Origin of the sequence: Bacillus sp. DC4300-2b2 (assembly GCF_049895685.1) — a bacterium.
Classification (GTDB): Bacteria; Bacillota; Bacilli; order Bacillales; family Bacillaceae; genus Bacillus; species Bacillus safensis.
This window is the reverse complement of sequence record NZ_JAFCSW010000003.1, coordinates 516806-530551: the sequence shown is the minus strand read 5'-3', so window position 1 is coordinate 530551 and position 13746 is coordinate 516806. Positions and strand designations below refer to the sequence as shown.

Annotated in this window: 15 protein-coding genes; 8 read left to right on the top strand and 7 right to left on the bottom strand. The window is 40.4% G+C overall.

From position 1 onward, the window contains the following. Positions 1-5 precede the first annotated feature (5 nt). A complete protein-coding gene (locus ACP69X_RS12745) occupies positions 6-1016 on the top strand; it encodes a serine hydrolase domain-containing protein (protein ID WP_073979767.1) in 1011 nt (336 codons plus the stop codon). Positions 1017-1034: 18 nt separating this feature from the next. Here the strand turns inward: ACP69X_RS12745 and ACP69X_RS12740 are convergent, their stop codons facing one another. Continuing rightward, positions 1035-2123 carry a GntR family transcriptional regulator gene (locus ACP69X_RS12740; RefSeq protein ID WP_024423077.1) on the bottom strand — a complete coding sequence of 363 codons (1089 nt, stop codon included), beginning with the start codon at positions 2121-2123 and terminating at the stop codon, positions 1035-1037. 272 nt (positions 2124-2395) lie between these two features. Here ACP69X_RS12740 and ACP69X_RS12735 point away from each other — a divergent pair, with 272 nt between their 5' ends. The 4 genes from ACP69X_RS12735 (at position 2396) to ACP69X_RS12720 (ending at position 7583) form a co-directional block, all read left to right on the top strand. After that, complete coding sequence (locus ACP69X_RS12735) at positions 2396-4021, top strand: xylulokinase (protein ID WP_426052718.1); 1626 nt, start codon at positions 2396-2398, stop codon at positions 4019-4021. Further along, a complete protein-coding gene (locus ACP69X_RS12730) occupies positions 4015-4719 on the top strand; it encodes an L-ribulose-5-phosphate 4-epimerase (RefSeq protein WP_039180113.1) in 705 nt (234 codons plus the stop codon). Before ACP69X_RS12735 ends, ACP69X_RS12730 begins: the two co-directional genes overlap by 7 nt. 17 nt (positions 4720-4736) lie before the next feature. Continuing rightward, positions 4737-6158 (top strand): L-arabinose isomerase, encoded by a 1422-nt coding sequence (araA, locus tag ACP69X_RS12725; RefSeq protein ID WP_041086317.1) that lies wholly within the window; start codon positions 4737-4739, stop codon positions 6156-6158. 84 nt (positions 6159-6242) lie between these two features. Then, positions 6243-7583 (top strand): sugar porter family MFS transporter, encoded by a 1341-nt coding sequence (locus ACP69X_RS12720; RefSeq protein WP_034280034.1) that lies wholly within the window; start codon positions 6243-6245, stop codon positions 7581-7583. A 41-nt stretch (positions 7584-7624) separates the two neighbouring features. On the opposite strand, the gene ACP69X_RS12715 is transcribed toward ACP69X_RS12720, so the two are convergent. Further along, positions 7625-7837 (bottom strand): hypothetical protein, encoded by a 213-nt coding sequence (locus ACP69X_RS12715; protein ID WP_024423072.1) that lies wholly within the window; start codon positions 7835-7837, stop codon positions 7625-7627. Positions 7838-8087: 250 nt separating this feature from the next. On the opposite strand from ACP69X_RS12715, the gene ACP69X_RS12710 reads away from it, so the two are divergent. Then, positions 8088-8366, top strand: coding sequence for a spore coat protein (locus ACP69X_RS12710; protein ID WP_039180101.1), 279 nt, complete (start codon positions 8088-8090; stop codon positions 8364-8366). Positions 8367-8403: 37 nt separating this feature from the next. Here the strand turns inward: ACP69X_RS12710 and ACP69X_RS12705 are convergent, their stop codons facing one another. The 5 genes from ACP69X_RS12705 to ACP69X_RS12685 form a co-directional block, all read right to left on the bottom strand. Next, complete coding sequence (locus ACP69X_RS12705) at positions 8404-9072, bottom strand: ATP-binding cassette domain-containing protein (RefSeq protein WP_073979765.1); 669 nt, start codon at positions 9070-9072, stop codon at positions 8404-8406. Next, entirely contained in the window at positions 9065-9610 is a 546-nt protein-coding gene (locus tag ACP69X_RS12700; protein ID WP_041086311.1) for a hypothetical protein, read from the bottom strand. Before ACP69X_RS12700 ends, ACP69X_RS12705 begins: the two co-directional genes overlap by 8 nt. 21 nt (positions 9611-9631) lie before the next feature. Then, the gene (locus ACP69X_RS12695; protein ID WP_241768909.1) at positions 9632-10171 is read right to left on the bottom strand and encodes a stage II sporulation protein M; all 540 of its coding nucleotides are present in this window, start codon (positions 10169-10171) and stop codon (positions 9632-9634) included. Further along, a complete protein-coding gene (locus ACP69X_RS12690; protein WP_241768908.1) occupies positions 10134-11195 on the bottom strand; it encodes a hypothetical protein in 1062 nt (353 codons plus the stop codon). The genes ACP69X_RS12695 and ACP69X_RS12690 overlap by 38 nt, the downstream gene beginning before the upstream one ends. A 777-nt stretch (positions 11196-11972) precedes the next feature. After that, complete coding sequence (locus ACP69X_RS12685; RefSeq protein WP_024423066.1) at positions 11973-12299, bottom strand: uberolysin/carnocyclin family circular bacteriocin; 327 nt, start codon at positions 12297-12299, stop codon at positions 11973-11975. 292 nt (positions 12300-12591) lie between these two features. Here ACP69X_RS12685 and ACP69X_RS12680 point away from each other — a divergent pair, with 292 nt between their 5' ends. Further along, on the top strand, positions 12592-13095 hold the full coding sequence (locus ACP69X_RS12680) for a GNAT family N-acetyltransferase (protein WP_041086308.1): 504 nt from the start codon (positions 12592-12594) through the stop codon (positions 13093-13095). A 17-nt stretch (positions 13096-13112) separates the two neighbouring features. Next, positions 13113-13667 (top strand): hypothetical protein, encoded by a 555-nt coding sequence (locus ACP69X_RS12675; RefSeq protein WP_041086306.1) that lies wholly within the window; start codon positions 13113-13115, stop codon positions 13665-13667. Positions 13668-13746 lie beyond the last annotated feature (79 nt).

The following is a 13746-nucleotide window of genomic DNA, read 5'->3' as shown; positions in this document are numbered from 1 at the left end:
AATGAATGACGCTCAAACAAGAAGTACAGAGAATCGCTTCCTCTTATACAGAGAAAAAGAAGGACGCACTGCTTGTGATCGGATTGATTCATCAAGGGGAAACACATGTCTTTCATTTCGGGGATCACCCTATACAAAAGCGAGTGGAGCCAGAGGATGTCATTTTTGAGATTGGCTCGATTTCAAAAGTCTTTACGACAAGTATATTGTCAAGCATGTTGCAAAAAGGGCAGATAAAACTCGATGATTCGATTTCACTGTATTGTCCTCATATTCGAAAGAATCATCCCATTCAAATAGAGCAGCTGGCAACCCATACGTCTGGACTTCCTCCGCATCGTCTTCTTAGAGATTTGCAGCTATGCTTCCTTCCTAAAGTGAGAAGAGATATGTTCTGTCAATATTCACTCGATGAATTAATGAAACTGTTAAACTCGAAAAAGTGGAATCAGCCAAAAAGCTTTCCATCTCGTTATTCCAATGTGGGTGTGGGGCTGCTTGGTTTAATCATGGGCTGGTCTCGTCACAAAACATATGAACAGCTATTGATGGAATATATCGTGGATGAGCTTCATCTATCAAGTACCTTTATTGCTATCAAGGATGATATAAAATCAAAGATGATCTTAGGTCATCGAGAAAATGGTAAAGAGGTTCCGCCGCTTCATATGCTTGACTATCAAGGAGCTGGCGCTATTCGCTCGACCATCACAGATTTATTGTCATTTCTCTCGGCCCATCTACACGCAGATGCGGATTCTTTTTGGAAACTCACGCATGAACCAAGACGGGATATGGGCAGGAACATGTCAATGGGACTCGGCTGGGTCATCGATGACACAGGACTCATTTGCCATAATGGGGCGACGTCGGGATTCTCCAGCTTTATGGGCTTCCGCCCGCATTCCAAAGCAGGCGTGGTCGTTTTATCCAACTACCGTAATCGAATCACGCAAGACTCTCCCGATCGTATAGCGTATGATCTGATGGATATGCTGGAATCTAAAATAAAATGAGCCACCTGAGGCAAGGGCTCATTTTATTCGTTTGATCGTTTCACCTGGAACCAATTCAGGCTCGTAAAACGTTTGATCAGGGAGATTCTTTTTCCCTTGTACTTTTTTAATCATCCAGTCTGCTGCATCACGGCCCATTTGCTCCTGTGGATGGGTCAGTGTTGTCAGCTTCACATGGGCATTTTTCTGGGCAATATACGAATTATCCTGTCCAATAATCGAGAGATCATCTGGAATGGACAGCCCGATTTCGCTGCATACATTGGCTACTTCTAAACCCACCTCATCGTTATAGCAAACAAGAGCAGTCAGCTCATGCTGGTGCGCCATCAGGAATGTGTGAATTTGCTCTCCCAAATGCTGCTTCGATTCTGTATCGAAAAAGAGCACATGCTCAGGCAGGAAATTAAGCTTCGCTTCACCTAGCGCTTGAATATAGCCCTTCATTCGATATTTTCCCTGTAAATCATCTGTTTTTGAAATAAGTCCAATTTGCTGATGGCCTGAGGTGATCAGCTCTTTTGTGGCTAAATAGCTGGATTTTACATCATCTAAACAGAGAAAAGGAACCTCTAGCTGCTCATAATAGGCATTGATCATAATGAGCGGTACATCCTGTTCTTTAAAGGATAAGTAGTACGAAATGTTTGGATTATATAAATTGCTTTTCGTCGGCTCGACAATAAGTCCGTCCACCCCAAAAGACAGCATCATCTCCAGCGCTTTTTTCTCCTGCTCAACATCGTTATTTGTACTTGCCAGTAACAAGGAATAGTTCTCTTCGTTTAATCGGCTTTCAATGCCTCGAATGATAGAAGGGAAAATGTAATCGGATATGTATGTTGTAATGACCCCAATCGTTTTCATATGTGCATGTCCCGCAGGTTTTGTTTGATATTGATTGGTCACAAATGTGCCTGAACCTTTTTCGCTGCGCAAAAATCCTTCGCTGGACAATTCCAAAATGGCTTTTCGAACTGTATGTCTGCTTACTTGATACATGTCTTGCAGGCTTGATTCGGTTGGAATGCGCTCCCCGATCCGATAATCCCCTGTGAGTATTTTGCTTTTTATATCATCAATAATGATCTGGTACTTCTTTTTCATCGTTTCACTTCTTTCTCAGTTGATCATCTACTCGGATTGAGAAGAAATTGTATGGACATATTTTAACATGGTTGTCGAATCAAAAACAGGCGCTTTCCTTTTCAGTCATGACCCCTCCAGAAAAAATGCAGGTTTTTGTCACATTATGTATGTACAACTATATTTATTATTGACATATGTACGTACAAATATTATATTGTGATTGTACCAGAGAATCAATGAATCTAGAAAAACAAAATTGAAACCGCTATCAAAATGGGGGTGAACGTAGATTGAATCATAAAGAGACGGCCAAAGCCTTGAAAGAAGGACGGACATCTTTAGGCATTGAATTTGGTTCAACACGAATTAAAGCGATTTTAATAGATGAGGAATTTCAGCCAATTGCACAAGGTGCATATGAATGGGAAAGTTTTCTCCAGGATGGAATTTGGACGTACAACTTAATTGATATCATTACAGGTCTGCAAGTGGCCTATCGAGAGATGAAAGAACAGGCCGAGCAAAAGTATGGTGTGACCATTCAAACCATTGGCTCAATCGGGGTATCAGCGATGATGCATGGTTATGTGGCATGTGATCATACAGGAGAGGTTCTCGTTCCGTTCCGAACATGGCGGAATGCAACGACCATCGAGGCGAGTCAAAAGCTGACAGATGTATTTCAATTTCATATTCCAGAAAGATGGAGCATTGCCCATTTGTATCAAGCGGTATTAGAAGAGGAAAAACATCTATCCCGATTAGAATATATGACCACTTTGTCTGGATATATTCACTGGCTGTTAACCGGAAAGCAGGCCATTGGTATTGGCGATGCGTCAGGGATGTTTCCAATTGATGACGAAACGAAGGACTACAATGAAGAAATGCTCCAGCAATTTGAAGCATTGATTGCAGAAAAAGGCTACCCGTGGAAGCTTCGCCACCTTCTGCCGCGTGTCTATTTAGCAGGCGAAGAGGCAGGCGTGTTAACGGCAGCAGGAGCAGCCATTTTGGATCAAGGAAAACATTTGCAGCCAGGCATTCCATTTTGCCCGCCGGAAGGTGACGCTGGAACGGGAATGGTGGCAACAAACAGTGTAGAAAGACGGACTGGGAATATTTCTGTTGGGACATCGGTTTTTGCCATGATTGTCCTGGAGCAGGATCTAAAAGGTATGTATCCAGAAGTGGATCTTGTCACGACACCGGATGGACTGCCAGTTGCCATGGTTCATGCGAATAACTGTACAAGTGACCTAAACGCTTGGATGAATATATTCAGAGAGGCATTTGAAGCACTAGGCATGCAAGTGGAGTCAGAAAGGTTATACGAATCGTTATTGCAGCAAGCTTTAGAAGCAGATCGAGATGGCGGCGGTCTCTTAAGCTATGGCTATTACTCTGGTGAAAATATTACGAGACTGCCAGAAGGAAGACCTCTTTTTGTCAGGTCTCCTGAAAGCCGCTTTAACCTCGCTAATTTCATGCGCACCCATTTGTTCTCCGCTTTTGGTGCTATGAAAATAGGCATGGACCGGTTAAAGGAACAGGAACATGTAGTGATTGACCGCTTACTAGGACATGGGGGATTATTTAAAACACCGCTCGTTGGACAAAAAATGGTTGCCGCAGCGCTAAATACACCTGTATCAGTCGTTTCAACAGCGGGAGAAGGTGGTGCGTTTGGGATGGCGGTCCTTGCTTCATATATGGTCCATCATCAGCAGCAAACATTGGCTGAATTTCTTACCCAACGAGTATTTGCCCATACATCAGAAGAACTCATGGAGCCCGATCCACTCGATGTCAAAGGCTTTGATGAATTTTTAAAGCGCTATCAAAAGGGGCTTCCGATTGAAGAAGCGGCAGTAGCGCATCTGCTGCCAAAGAAAGGAGTGACGACGGTATGCTAGATCGCTTAAAAGAAGAAGTGTATCAAGCAAATTTAGATTTGCCAAAATACGGACTTGTGAAATTTACATGGGGAAATGTCAGTGCATGTGATCGTGACAGTGGTTTGTTTGTGATTAAGCCGAGCGGCATAGCGTATGACCAGCTATCAGCAAAAGATATGGTCGTGGTGAACTTTGACGGTGAAGTGGTGGAAGGAGAATTCAGTCCTTCGTCAGATACAGCTACACATGCAGTTCTTTACAAACACTTTGAGGAAATAGGGGGCATTTCACATAGCCATTCTATGTGGGCAACCGTTTGGGCGCAGGCAGGTCTTGATTTACCAGCAATGGGCACAACACATGCCGATACATTTTACGGCGCCGTTCCGTGCGCTCGTTTTCTTACAGAAGAAGAAGTCAATCGCGGTTATGAGGTAGAGACCGGCCGGCTGATCATCGAAACGTTTGAGAAAAGAAACCTAGATGTCATGGCGGTGCCGGGTGTATTGCTTCAAGGGCATGGTCCGTTTACATGGGGGAAGGATGCAAAAAGTGCGGTCACAAACAGTGTGATTTTAGATGAAGTTGCCAAAATGAACCTTTTTGCCAAGCAATTGAACGAATTTGCGGAGCCATTGCCGCAGCGAATTTTAGATAAACATTACTTAAGAAAACATGGAAAGCATGCGTATTACGGACAAAAACCTTCAAGATAAAGAAAAGAGGGATATCTATGTTAACAAGTCAGAAAAAAGAATTTTGGTTTATCGTTGGGTCACAGCATCTATATGGTGATGAAGCACTGCACAAAGTAAAAGAAAATGCACAAAAGATGACAGATACCTTAAATGAAAGCGGTTTACTTCCTTATCCAGTGATTTTGCAGGAACTGGCTGTCAGCGCCGATCAAATCACAAAGCTTATGAAAGAGGTCAATTATCGCGATGAAGTCATTGGTGTGATGACGTGGATGCATACATTTTCACCAGCGAAAATGTGGATACGCGGGACCAATCTTTTGCAAAAGCCTCTTTTGCATCTTGTCACACAATATTATGAAAAGATCCCGTGGGACACGATCGACATGGACTATATGAATCTTCATCAATCCGCACATGGAGATAGAGAATATGGCTATATCAATGCACGTTTAAATAAACAAAACCAAATTGTGACCGGTCATTGGTCAAAGCCTGAAGTGCAGCAGCAAATTGCTGATTGGATGGACGTTGCGGCTGCCTATCATGAAAGCTTTCACATCAAAGTAGCCCGGTTTGGTGACAACATGCGGCATGTGGCCGTGACAGAAGGCGATAAAATCGAAGCGCAGATTCAATTAGGATGGACCGTTGATTACTTTGGAATAGGCGATCTCGTCGAATATGTAAATGCAGTAGAGGAAGAAGAGGTAGATGCATTATTTGCTGAGTATTTAACGCAATATGATGTGAATTATGGAACGTATTCAGTTGAAGAATGGGAAAAAAGTGTCAAGGTGCAGGCGCGATATGAGATCGCCATCAAACGTTTCTTAGATGAAGGCGGCTATCATGCCTTTACAACAAACTTTGAAGATTTACATGGGATGAAGCAGCTGCCTGGACTTGCGGTACAGCGGCTGATGGCAAAGGGATACGGCTTTGCTGGGGAAGGCGATTGGAAAACGGCCGCACTGGACCGCTTATTAAAAGTGATGAGCCATCATCAATCCACTGGTTTTATGGAGGACTACACATATGAAATGACGTCTGGACAGGAAGCGGTGCTGCAATCTCATATGCTGGAAGTAGATCCAGCGCTCGCCCATACAAAACCCGTCATTGTCGTGTCTCCACTTGGGATTGGAAACCGGGAAGATCCAGCACGTCTTGTATTTGATGGAAAAGCAGGCGAAGGTGTTGTTGTTTCCATAGCGGATTTTGGAACACATTTCAAATGGCTGATACAAGAAGTCGAAGCCTTTGAGCCGGAGGAAGCTGCACCACATTTACCAGTTGCGCGTGTATTGTGGAAAATCAAACCGAATTTTCAGGATGGCGTCAAAGCATGGATTAAGCAAGGCGGAGGCCATCATACAGTCGTGTCTCTCAATTTAACGGTTGATCAAATTGTTCAATTTGCAAAGCTTGTCAATGCAGAATATGTGGTTTTATAGAAGAAGGGTGAAAGGTCTTCTACTGTTTACAGTGGAAGCACAGGGAGAAATGAAAGCGGTTAATTAAGTGAGGGGGTCATCCACTTGGAGAAAAAAGTGTCAAGCAAATTTATCTTCTTTTTCGGGTCCTTTGCAGGCATCTTATTTGGGTATGATATTGGTATTATTGCAGGGGCAGAAGGACATATTCAGGAAGAATTTCAGCTCAGCCCATTATGGCTTGGAATTGTTGTCTCTTCATTAATGGGCGGGGCCATCATTGGCTCCATCTTAAGCGGTCTCTTAGGGGATAAATTTGGCCGCAGAAAACTCATTTTGGTCTCATCCGTTATCTTTTTTGTCGGGGCTATCGGATCAGCTGTCGCACCTGAAGAGATTTCACTCACCATCGCTCGTATCTTTTTAGGGACAGCAGTAGGAACAGCCTCATCATTGGTTCCGGCTTACATGTCTGAAATCGCTCCTGCTAAAATCCGCGGGAAATTATCTGGACTCAATCAGCTCATGATTGTAACTGGACTCTTGCTCAGCTATATTGTCGCGTTTGTGTTTGAACCCATCCCAGACAGCTGGCGCTGGATGCTGGGAAGTGCCGCTTTATTTGCGATCGTGCTTTATATTGGCATGCTGAAGCTTCCTGAATCTCCGAGATATTTGATTAAACACGGAATGGCTCATAAAGCACGAGAGGTATTAGGATCACTGCGTTCTTCCCGTGAAGAAATTGAATCAGAAATGCAGGAAATTTTAGAAGTCGCCAAAGAAGAACGCTCGGGTATTCGTGAATTGTTTCAAAAGAAATTCAGAATGGCTCTTTTCATTGGGGTTGGAATGGCGACCCTTCAGCAAATTCAAGGCGCGAACTCCATTGTCTATTATGCAACGAGTATCGCTCGGAATGTAGGCCTTGCGCCGCAGGTCGCCGCAGGTTTTACAGTCATTGTCGGGGTCATTTTTGTCGTCACGACCGTGATCTTTTTACAATTTGTTGACCGCTTTGACCGCCGAACGATTCTCACTGTAGGGGGATCGGGCATGGCCCTTTCTTTCTTTGCCCCAGCCGCATTAGGTGCACTTGGCGTCAGTGAAGGAATTTTAAACTGGGTGACATTGATTTCACTTTGCTGCTTTATTTTGTGCTATGCCTTCTCGTGGGCACCGATCACTTGGATCATCATTGGCGAAATCTTCCCGCTTTCTGTCAGAGGCATCGGAGCAGGTATCTCTTCTGCCTTTAACTGGACCGGATCGTTAGCAGTTGGACTCGTTTTCCCTATTTTGGCTGATCAATTCAGCTTTGGGGTCATTTTCTCCTCATTCGGAGTCATCTGCTTAATCGGGCTGTTATTCACCCGTTTTGTGCTAGTCGAGACAAAAGGAAGAAGCTTAGAGCAAATCGAAACCGATATGGCTGCACGTGTATAAAATAAAGAAAACCATCTATCCCATGTGGATAGATGGTTTTTTTACTCAAGCGTCTGTTTGAGCTCATCTGGCAGTAAATCAATTAATTGATCATAGGATGACAAATCCAGCACTTCAAGCAGCGCGTAATATTTCGCGTAAATTTCACTCAGCTGATCAGGATGATTGGTTTGATATTGATTCAGATGTAATTGAGTTAGTTCTAGTGCAATGTCTAGCTTGTTTCGTTCGAATGGCTGTGTCGTGTTGATCATATCGTTCACCTCTTATTTGATGATGAGTAGAAAAAATGCAGTGAATAAAAAGAGCTTATGTGTTGTTTTCATGGATGTCCTATCTTCTCAATATATCATTTGTATAATATGTTAAAATTGTCCTTTTGTAAATAAAGAGAAAACTAGATAGAAAGTGGATTTCTTTAAAAATAGACATGCATCTAATCACGAAAGATAACTCTAACATACGATAGAGTGTAAGTGAAAGACAACTTGAAGGGGTGTTAAGATGAGCCGAAATCGATTAGATGATTTCTTCTTTGGACCTCGCCGAGAAGAAACGGTTGTTTTCCCTACACGTCAAATTGTCAACACAAGAACGAATGAACAAACGATCAGAAAAATTCATCCAACGCATATCACAAACGTCAATAAAAACATTAAAAGAATAGAAAACTACTATCCGGTCACTGAATCGACTCACAACGAGTATATTGTAGAAGAATACGATTGCGGCAGTGATATCAAAAACCCTTGCTGCCGCCCGGTGAAGCGCTGTAAGTGGTAATGAAGGGGCATCCTTTTATGGGATGCCTTTTGTATGTCTAACGTTCCATTTCATTTAATTGTCCTTGATCGAGCTGGAAGAAACGATTTCCTAATTCTGAATAAAGGTAGCGCTGATGACTTGTAAATAAAACACATCGATGTGAGAATTCTTTTTTTAATAAAGAAATCGATTGTATTTGAGAGGCTTCATCAAGAGAGGTAAAAGGCTCATCAAGAATAATCAGCTCTGGTGATCTTGCCACCATACTATTAAAAAAAAGTTTATATCTCATGCCCAATGAATACTGTTTGACAGGCATTTTTAGGGCATGAGTTAAATCAAATGCATCACAAAGCGATAGAAAGGTCTCTTTGTATAAAACCTTTTCCGACTTTTTCATATTCCATAAAGACTGGATAAGCTCCATATGCTCCAAACCAGTGAGCGCATCATAGACTAAAGGTTTATCTGGAATGTACGCTACCAGACTTTTATATTGAGCGGTTCCAGGGTGATGCTGCCCGTTAAGTAAAATCGTTTCGGATGCTGAAGGAAGCAGACCTGCGATGATCTTTAAAAGTGTCGATTTACCGCTGCCGTTCTTTCCAATAATACAAGCTCGATCACTTTCTTTCAGATCAAATGACACATGATCGAGAAGGGGAGAAGTCTTTTCTGTTGTTTCATAGTGAAAAGATAGCTGAGACACTTGAAGATTAGCCATTGATGAATCCTCCAATAACAAACGCAGTCGTCACCAGCATATACAAGATCACAGTTGCTAAGGCAGCTTTTTTTGATCCTTCAGCATAGTAAATAATTCCATCATAAAGGATGCGTAAAAGATATAAGTTGAATAAGAAGGAAACTATTTGAATCAAGAGAAAATAGTGATCTAATTGTAACACCATCACACAATAGATCGCTGCACTATTCACTAATAAAAGAAATGCATTATAAACCAAAATAACAAGATACATTTTGCGTAAAATAAAAGCTTTATGAAAAAAATACATATAAATAGAAGTTAGAACAGTACTGAGAAAATTTAAAATGAAATAAAGCGGAATTGTCAGCAAAAAGATAAAAACAATGCTGGCAAGTTGTTTCCCAGTGGATAAAGGTTCATCTACTAACAAATCAATAATAAAAAATGTTAAAAAGACAGTCGACACAAATAATGATAGTAAGACAAGACCTATAATGGTTTTAATCGATTGATTCTGATTGAAAAATTGCTTAGGTCGTAGAAGTAGCTCCATGGAACCACATTCCCCTTTCTTCTATGGTAGATGTACATGGCTAACGTATTGCTCTAAAAGAGATGCTATGAATAAAAGAACGGCTGCTGCAAAAATCAATTGAAGCACAGTTAGGATCAGTTTTTTTAATTCAATTGCTTCTCCTTTTATAAATCGATAAAGATAAATAAAAGGAAAAGAGCTGACGATTGAAAACAGAATTAATCCAAGAACTTCTACAAAAGCATGAGGCAGGAGTCCTGTGAATAGCTGCTGCGCTTCGTGATTGACAATCAGATACTGAACGAGTTTGCCAATAATGTAGCCGTTGTAAAAAAGAATGCCTGCAGACATGATCCCACCTGTAAAAGCTCCGATGCCTAATATCGCCATTCCAACTTGTAAATTGTTTAAGAAAATAGATAGAAAAAACATCTCTTCATCCTTTTTAAGATAAGGAATCTGATCATAAGGAAGAAGGCTTCCAATTAGCACTGCTGCAATAAAGATAGCAGCGTAGAGGTAACCGAGGCGTAGAATCAGTCTATTCTCCGATAAAAAATATTTTATTTTTTTCAACATATTCAATCCCTTTATAGATGGTCTTGCGGCATAATACCCAGCAAATCACGGAAACAATCACAAAATACAAAGCAAACAGAACGCTAACGAGACTTGTAGAATGCTGCAAAATAGGTAGAAAAGAGGTCAAAATCATATAGTACATGAAAGGCAACACGAGAAAATTCCTAGCAAAGGCCTGTCCTTTATCGATAACATCTATTTCTTCATTGGTTGTCCCTATTTCATGCTCGTGAATAAAATTGAATTTCGTTATGAATGGAAACAAATAAAGCTGAATCAATGGAAAAATGAAAAAGCCAACTCCCAATGCCACCAATTGAATAAGCATCTGAACATCAAAAAGTTGATATACACTAATGATTGTTAGATTAATGAACAATAGAAAGAGTGATGGTATGGAAAATAAACAATAAAATAACTGGATTTTTGATAAGAAAAACTGCATAAGAGATGTTTGAGAAAGTCCATAAAGCCAAATATTCTTTTTTTCAGCACTTAAAGAAAATATAGAAGGGGTCAGCATTCTCATTTCATATGTTTGATTAGCTAAAATCATCACATTTAATGTGAATAATAGCTGAACTTGCAAGGTATGATGATCAATAATCGAGATCAAAGCGGTCATAACCCCGACATAGAAGAAGGCTTCATATGACATGAACATATAATTAAAAAACTCTTTAGACAGCAGCCACCTTTTTTCTTTTAGCACCTTAAGATCTTTTTGAATCAGCATATTCTTTTGAAACAGCGAGCTCTGAATTTTATCAAGGGCTTGAAAGTACCAATAAAATAAATCTCTAAAATGTTTTGAGCTTTGATCATGCTCTTTTCCAGTCGGAATCCAGCGAACAGGGAGCTTCATAACGAGTGTTGCAGCTAATATCACGACGAAAAATGTGACAGGTGAAGTAAAAAGCGCAAGAAATTGTAGAAATACCGAATCCTGTGAAAATAAAGCATGATGGATTTGTTGAAGATTATTCTGATATAAAGACATCAAGTTGTTTGAAAGTGTCATCCAAAACGCATCTTCTGCAAGCGAAGAAATTGATTGAAAAAGTTGTCGGAAAGTGTGATAAAAAGGGAAAATAATGTTTGATATTAGAACCCTTCCGAATAAGAAGAAGAGTAAAGAGATGCTGGCGAAAAAAAGAACACGAACAATCCCAATTTTTTTTACGACAATGTTATAGATGTAAGCACCAAATATCTTATTACTGACGATAAAAAGTAAGAAGCCTGTCAATATAACATTGAGATGCTTCAACCAGAATATCCAGTCATGTGTTTGAGCAATGAAATATTGAAAAAGGAAATAGATCAAATAAGTACTCAAGCTTGTAAATAGAAGCCAAACCAACTCTGAAAATAAAAGCGTTTGAAAAAGGCGTCTCGAGGAAACAGGTGCAAGCTGTATCAACTCTTCAAAAGGAAGAATATGCGTTCTTCTATAAGATTCAATTCCTTTGACAATAGAGAAAAGGAACAAAAATATCACAAAAGCACTATCCCATTCTATTTGATAGACCGGGGAGTAAAGATAAGAAGAAATAACGAATACAATCAGGCAGCCGAATAAAGTATCTAGGATACAAGAAAATAATATGTACTGTTTAGATGAAAACGATTTAAAAAATGGAACCCTGCGTATGATAAACTGAGCTAGATTTGAATATTGTTGTTTCATTCTAATTGATAGAAGTAGTGATAATAACGGATATAACATCTTCTCACCTGCATAAAAATTTAAATAGAAGGAGAACAAAGTCTCCTTCTATTGGGTCATAAAATTGAATTACCAAGCAATAACAGCTTTACGGCCTTTTTTCTTAATTTCGTTTTTAAGGTACTGACGAATTGTCTCTTTACCAGCCGCTGCAATGAGAGAAAGACCACCTGATCCAACAGCAGTTAAAATGGAGACAATTGTTGTAACAGCCCCGCCCGCTTCAACCACGTTCAGAACAACAGCTGCAACACTGCCTGGAATACCAAATTCTTTTGCTAGATCAGCAACGGGCAGCATTTGTAGCGAGAAGGAAAAAAGAGCTAGCATAAGGAATCCTACTGCTAAAGCACCAAAAAGAACATGTAGTTTGATTTCGTTTTTTGTTTCCGTCATATCAAATTCCTCCCTTTTTTGTATTTTTATTACTATTATATCTTAAGGTATCTTTTAGTTCATCGCAATCCTTTTTTTTCATTTTTTTCATGAATTAGTTATAGATTAATATAAAAAAAGTGAGAAGATAAGTGAAAAAAGAATCGTTTTTGCTAGAATAAAACACGTAAAGATGATCGGAAATACCTTGTTTTACAGGTGGGGAAGCGATTCAGAGAGCCCAATATTCTTTGATCAAAATCTCCATTCAAGATAAAATTGGAATTATCCATCATTCTTTGGAGGCGATTTTCTGAATACTCGATTATTAACCCCAGATGATGCTGAAGAATATGCAGCACTCAGACTAGAAGCGCTGCGATTAAATCCAGAAGGTTTTGCGATGAGCTATGAGGAAGAGCAAATCAATACAAAGGACAAATATAAAGCGCGTTTTGCTTCGACTCAATCTATGTGGACTTTTGGCGCTTTTCATCAAGGGCAGCTTGTGGGAGCAGTCACGCTCATCCAAGAAACCTTGCAGAAGTTAAAGCACCGAGCGAATTTGACTGCGATGTATGTAAAAGCTGATGCCCGCGGAATGGGAGTAGGCAATGCTTTAATGACGAAAGCTCTTTCCTTTGCGCAAGAACAGCAGGACATCGAGCAAGTGTATTTATCAGTGGTGACAACTAATCACTCAGCAAAGCGCCTCTATCGCTCCGTTGGATTTGAGTCGTACGCTGTCGAAGAAAAAGCGTTAAAATGGGCTGATACATATGCAGATGAGGAAAAAATGGTTTTATTTTTATCATAAGACTGGAGGAGATAGAAGTGAATCAACAGGCCATGCGCATTACGTTAGCAGCAGGACCCAATAGTGAGCTGGAATCTTTTGCACTGCGTGCAGCACTTGAAAACTTCGGCGCGAAAGTCGATATGCATTGGATCGGAAGACCAAATGACCTGATTCATGTGTTATCTGGTAGAAATAGAGGAGAAATAGATTACCTTCTTTTATCGTTTCATGGTGAAGAAGGAGCATTTATCATGCCTGAATTAGGGGAAGATGTATACGAAGATGAAGAGCCTAGGGATACTGCTTTTGGAGCGGATGAAATCAAGCGGTATGCTTCCTTAGAAGGAGTTCATGTCATATCTACAGGCTGCACACTAGGAGAGAAAAATCTAGCAGATGCTTTTTTAGAGGCAGGAGCTACATCTTATTCGGCGCCGGACGATTACATTGATGGGAATGCAGCTTTTATCTTTGTGCTGACCATGATGTACGAGCTCATGAACAATACAAAGACAGTGAGAGCGGCATTTGATCGAGCGCGTTCCATTGATGAAGAAACGAAATTATTTCAACTATATATGCAAAAATAATCAAAGGACTGAGAAATCAGTCCTTTTTTATTCCTCTCTAAAAATGTGTCGAAAATGTGACGGTTTTGTGATTTGCAAA

Bases quoted from the DNA above. Each gene is read 5' to 3' on its own strand.
- ACP69X_RS12745 (WP_073979767.1), top strand. From the start codon at position 6: ATGACGCTCAAACAAGAAGTACAGAGAATCGCTTCCTCTTATACAGAG.
- ACP69X_RS12740 (WP_024423077.1), bottom strand. From the start codon at position 2,123: ATGAAAAAGAAGTACCAGATCATTATTGATGATATAAAAAGCAAAATA.
- ACP69X_RS12730 (WP_039180113.1), top strand. From the start codon at position 4,015: ATGCTAGATCGCTTAAAAGAAGAAGTGTATCAAGCAAATTTAGATTTG.
- araA (WP_041086317.1), top strand. From the start codon at position 4,737: ATGTTAACAAGTCAGAAAAAAGAATTTTGGTTTATCGTTGGGTCACAG.
- ACP69X_RS12715 (WP_024423072.1), bottom strand. From the start codon at position 7,837: ATGATCAACACGACACAGCCATTCGAACGAAACAAGCTAGACATTGCA.
- ACP69X_RS12710 (WP_039180101.1), top strand. From the start codon at position 8,088: ATGAGCCGAAATCGATTAGATGATTTCTTCTTTGGACCTCGCCGAGAA.
- ACP69X_RS12705 (WP_073979765.1), bottom strand. From the start codon at position 9,072: ATGGCTAATCTTCAAGTGTCTCAGCTATCTTTTCACTATGAAACAACA.
- ACP69X_RS12700 (WP_041086311.1), bottom strand. From the start codon at position 9,610: ATGGAGCTACTTCTACGACCTAAGCAATTTTTCAATCAGAATCAATCG.
- ACP69X_RS12695 (WP_241768909.1), bottom strand. From the start codon at position 10,171: ATGTTGAAAAAAATAAAATATTTTTTATCGGAGAATAGACTGATTCTA.
- ACP69X_RS12690 (WP_241768908.1), bottom strand. From the start codon at position 11,195: ATGACACTTTCAAACAACTTGATGTCTTTATATCAGAATAATCTTCAA.
- ACP69X_RS12685 (WP_024423066.1), bottom strand. From the start codon at position 12,299: ATGACGGAAACAAAAAACGAAATCAAACTACATGTTCTTTTTGGTGCT.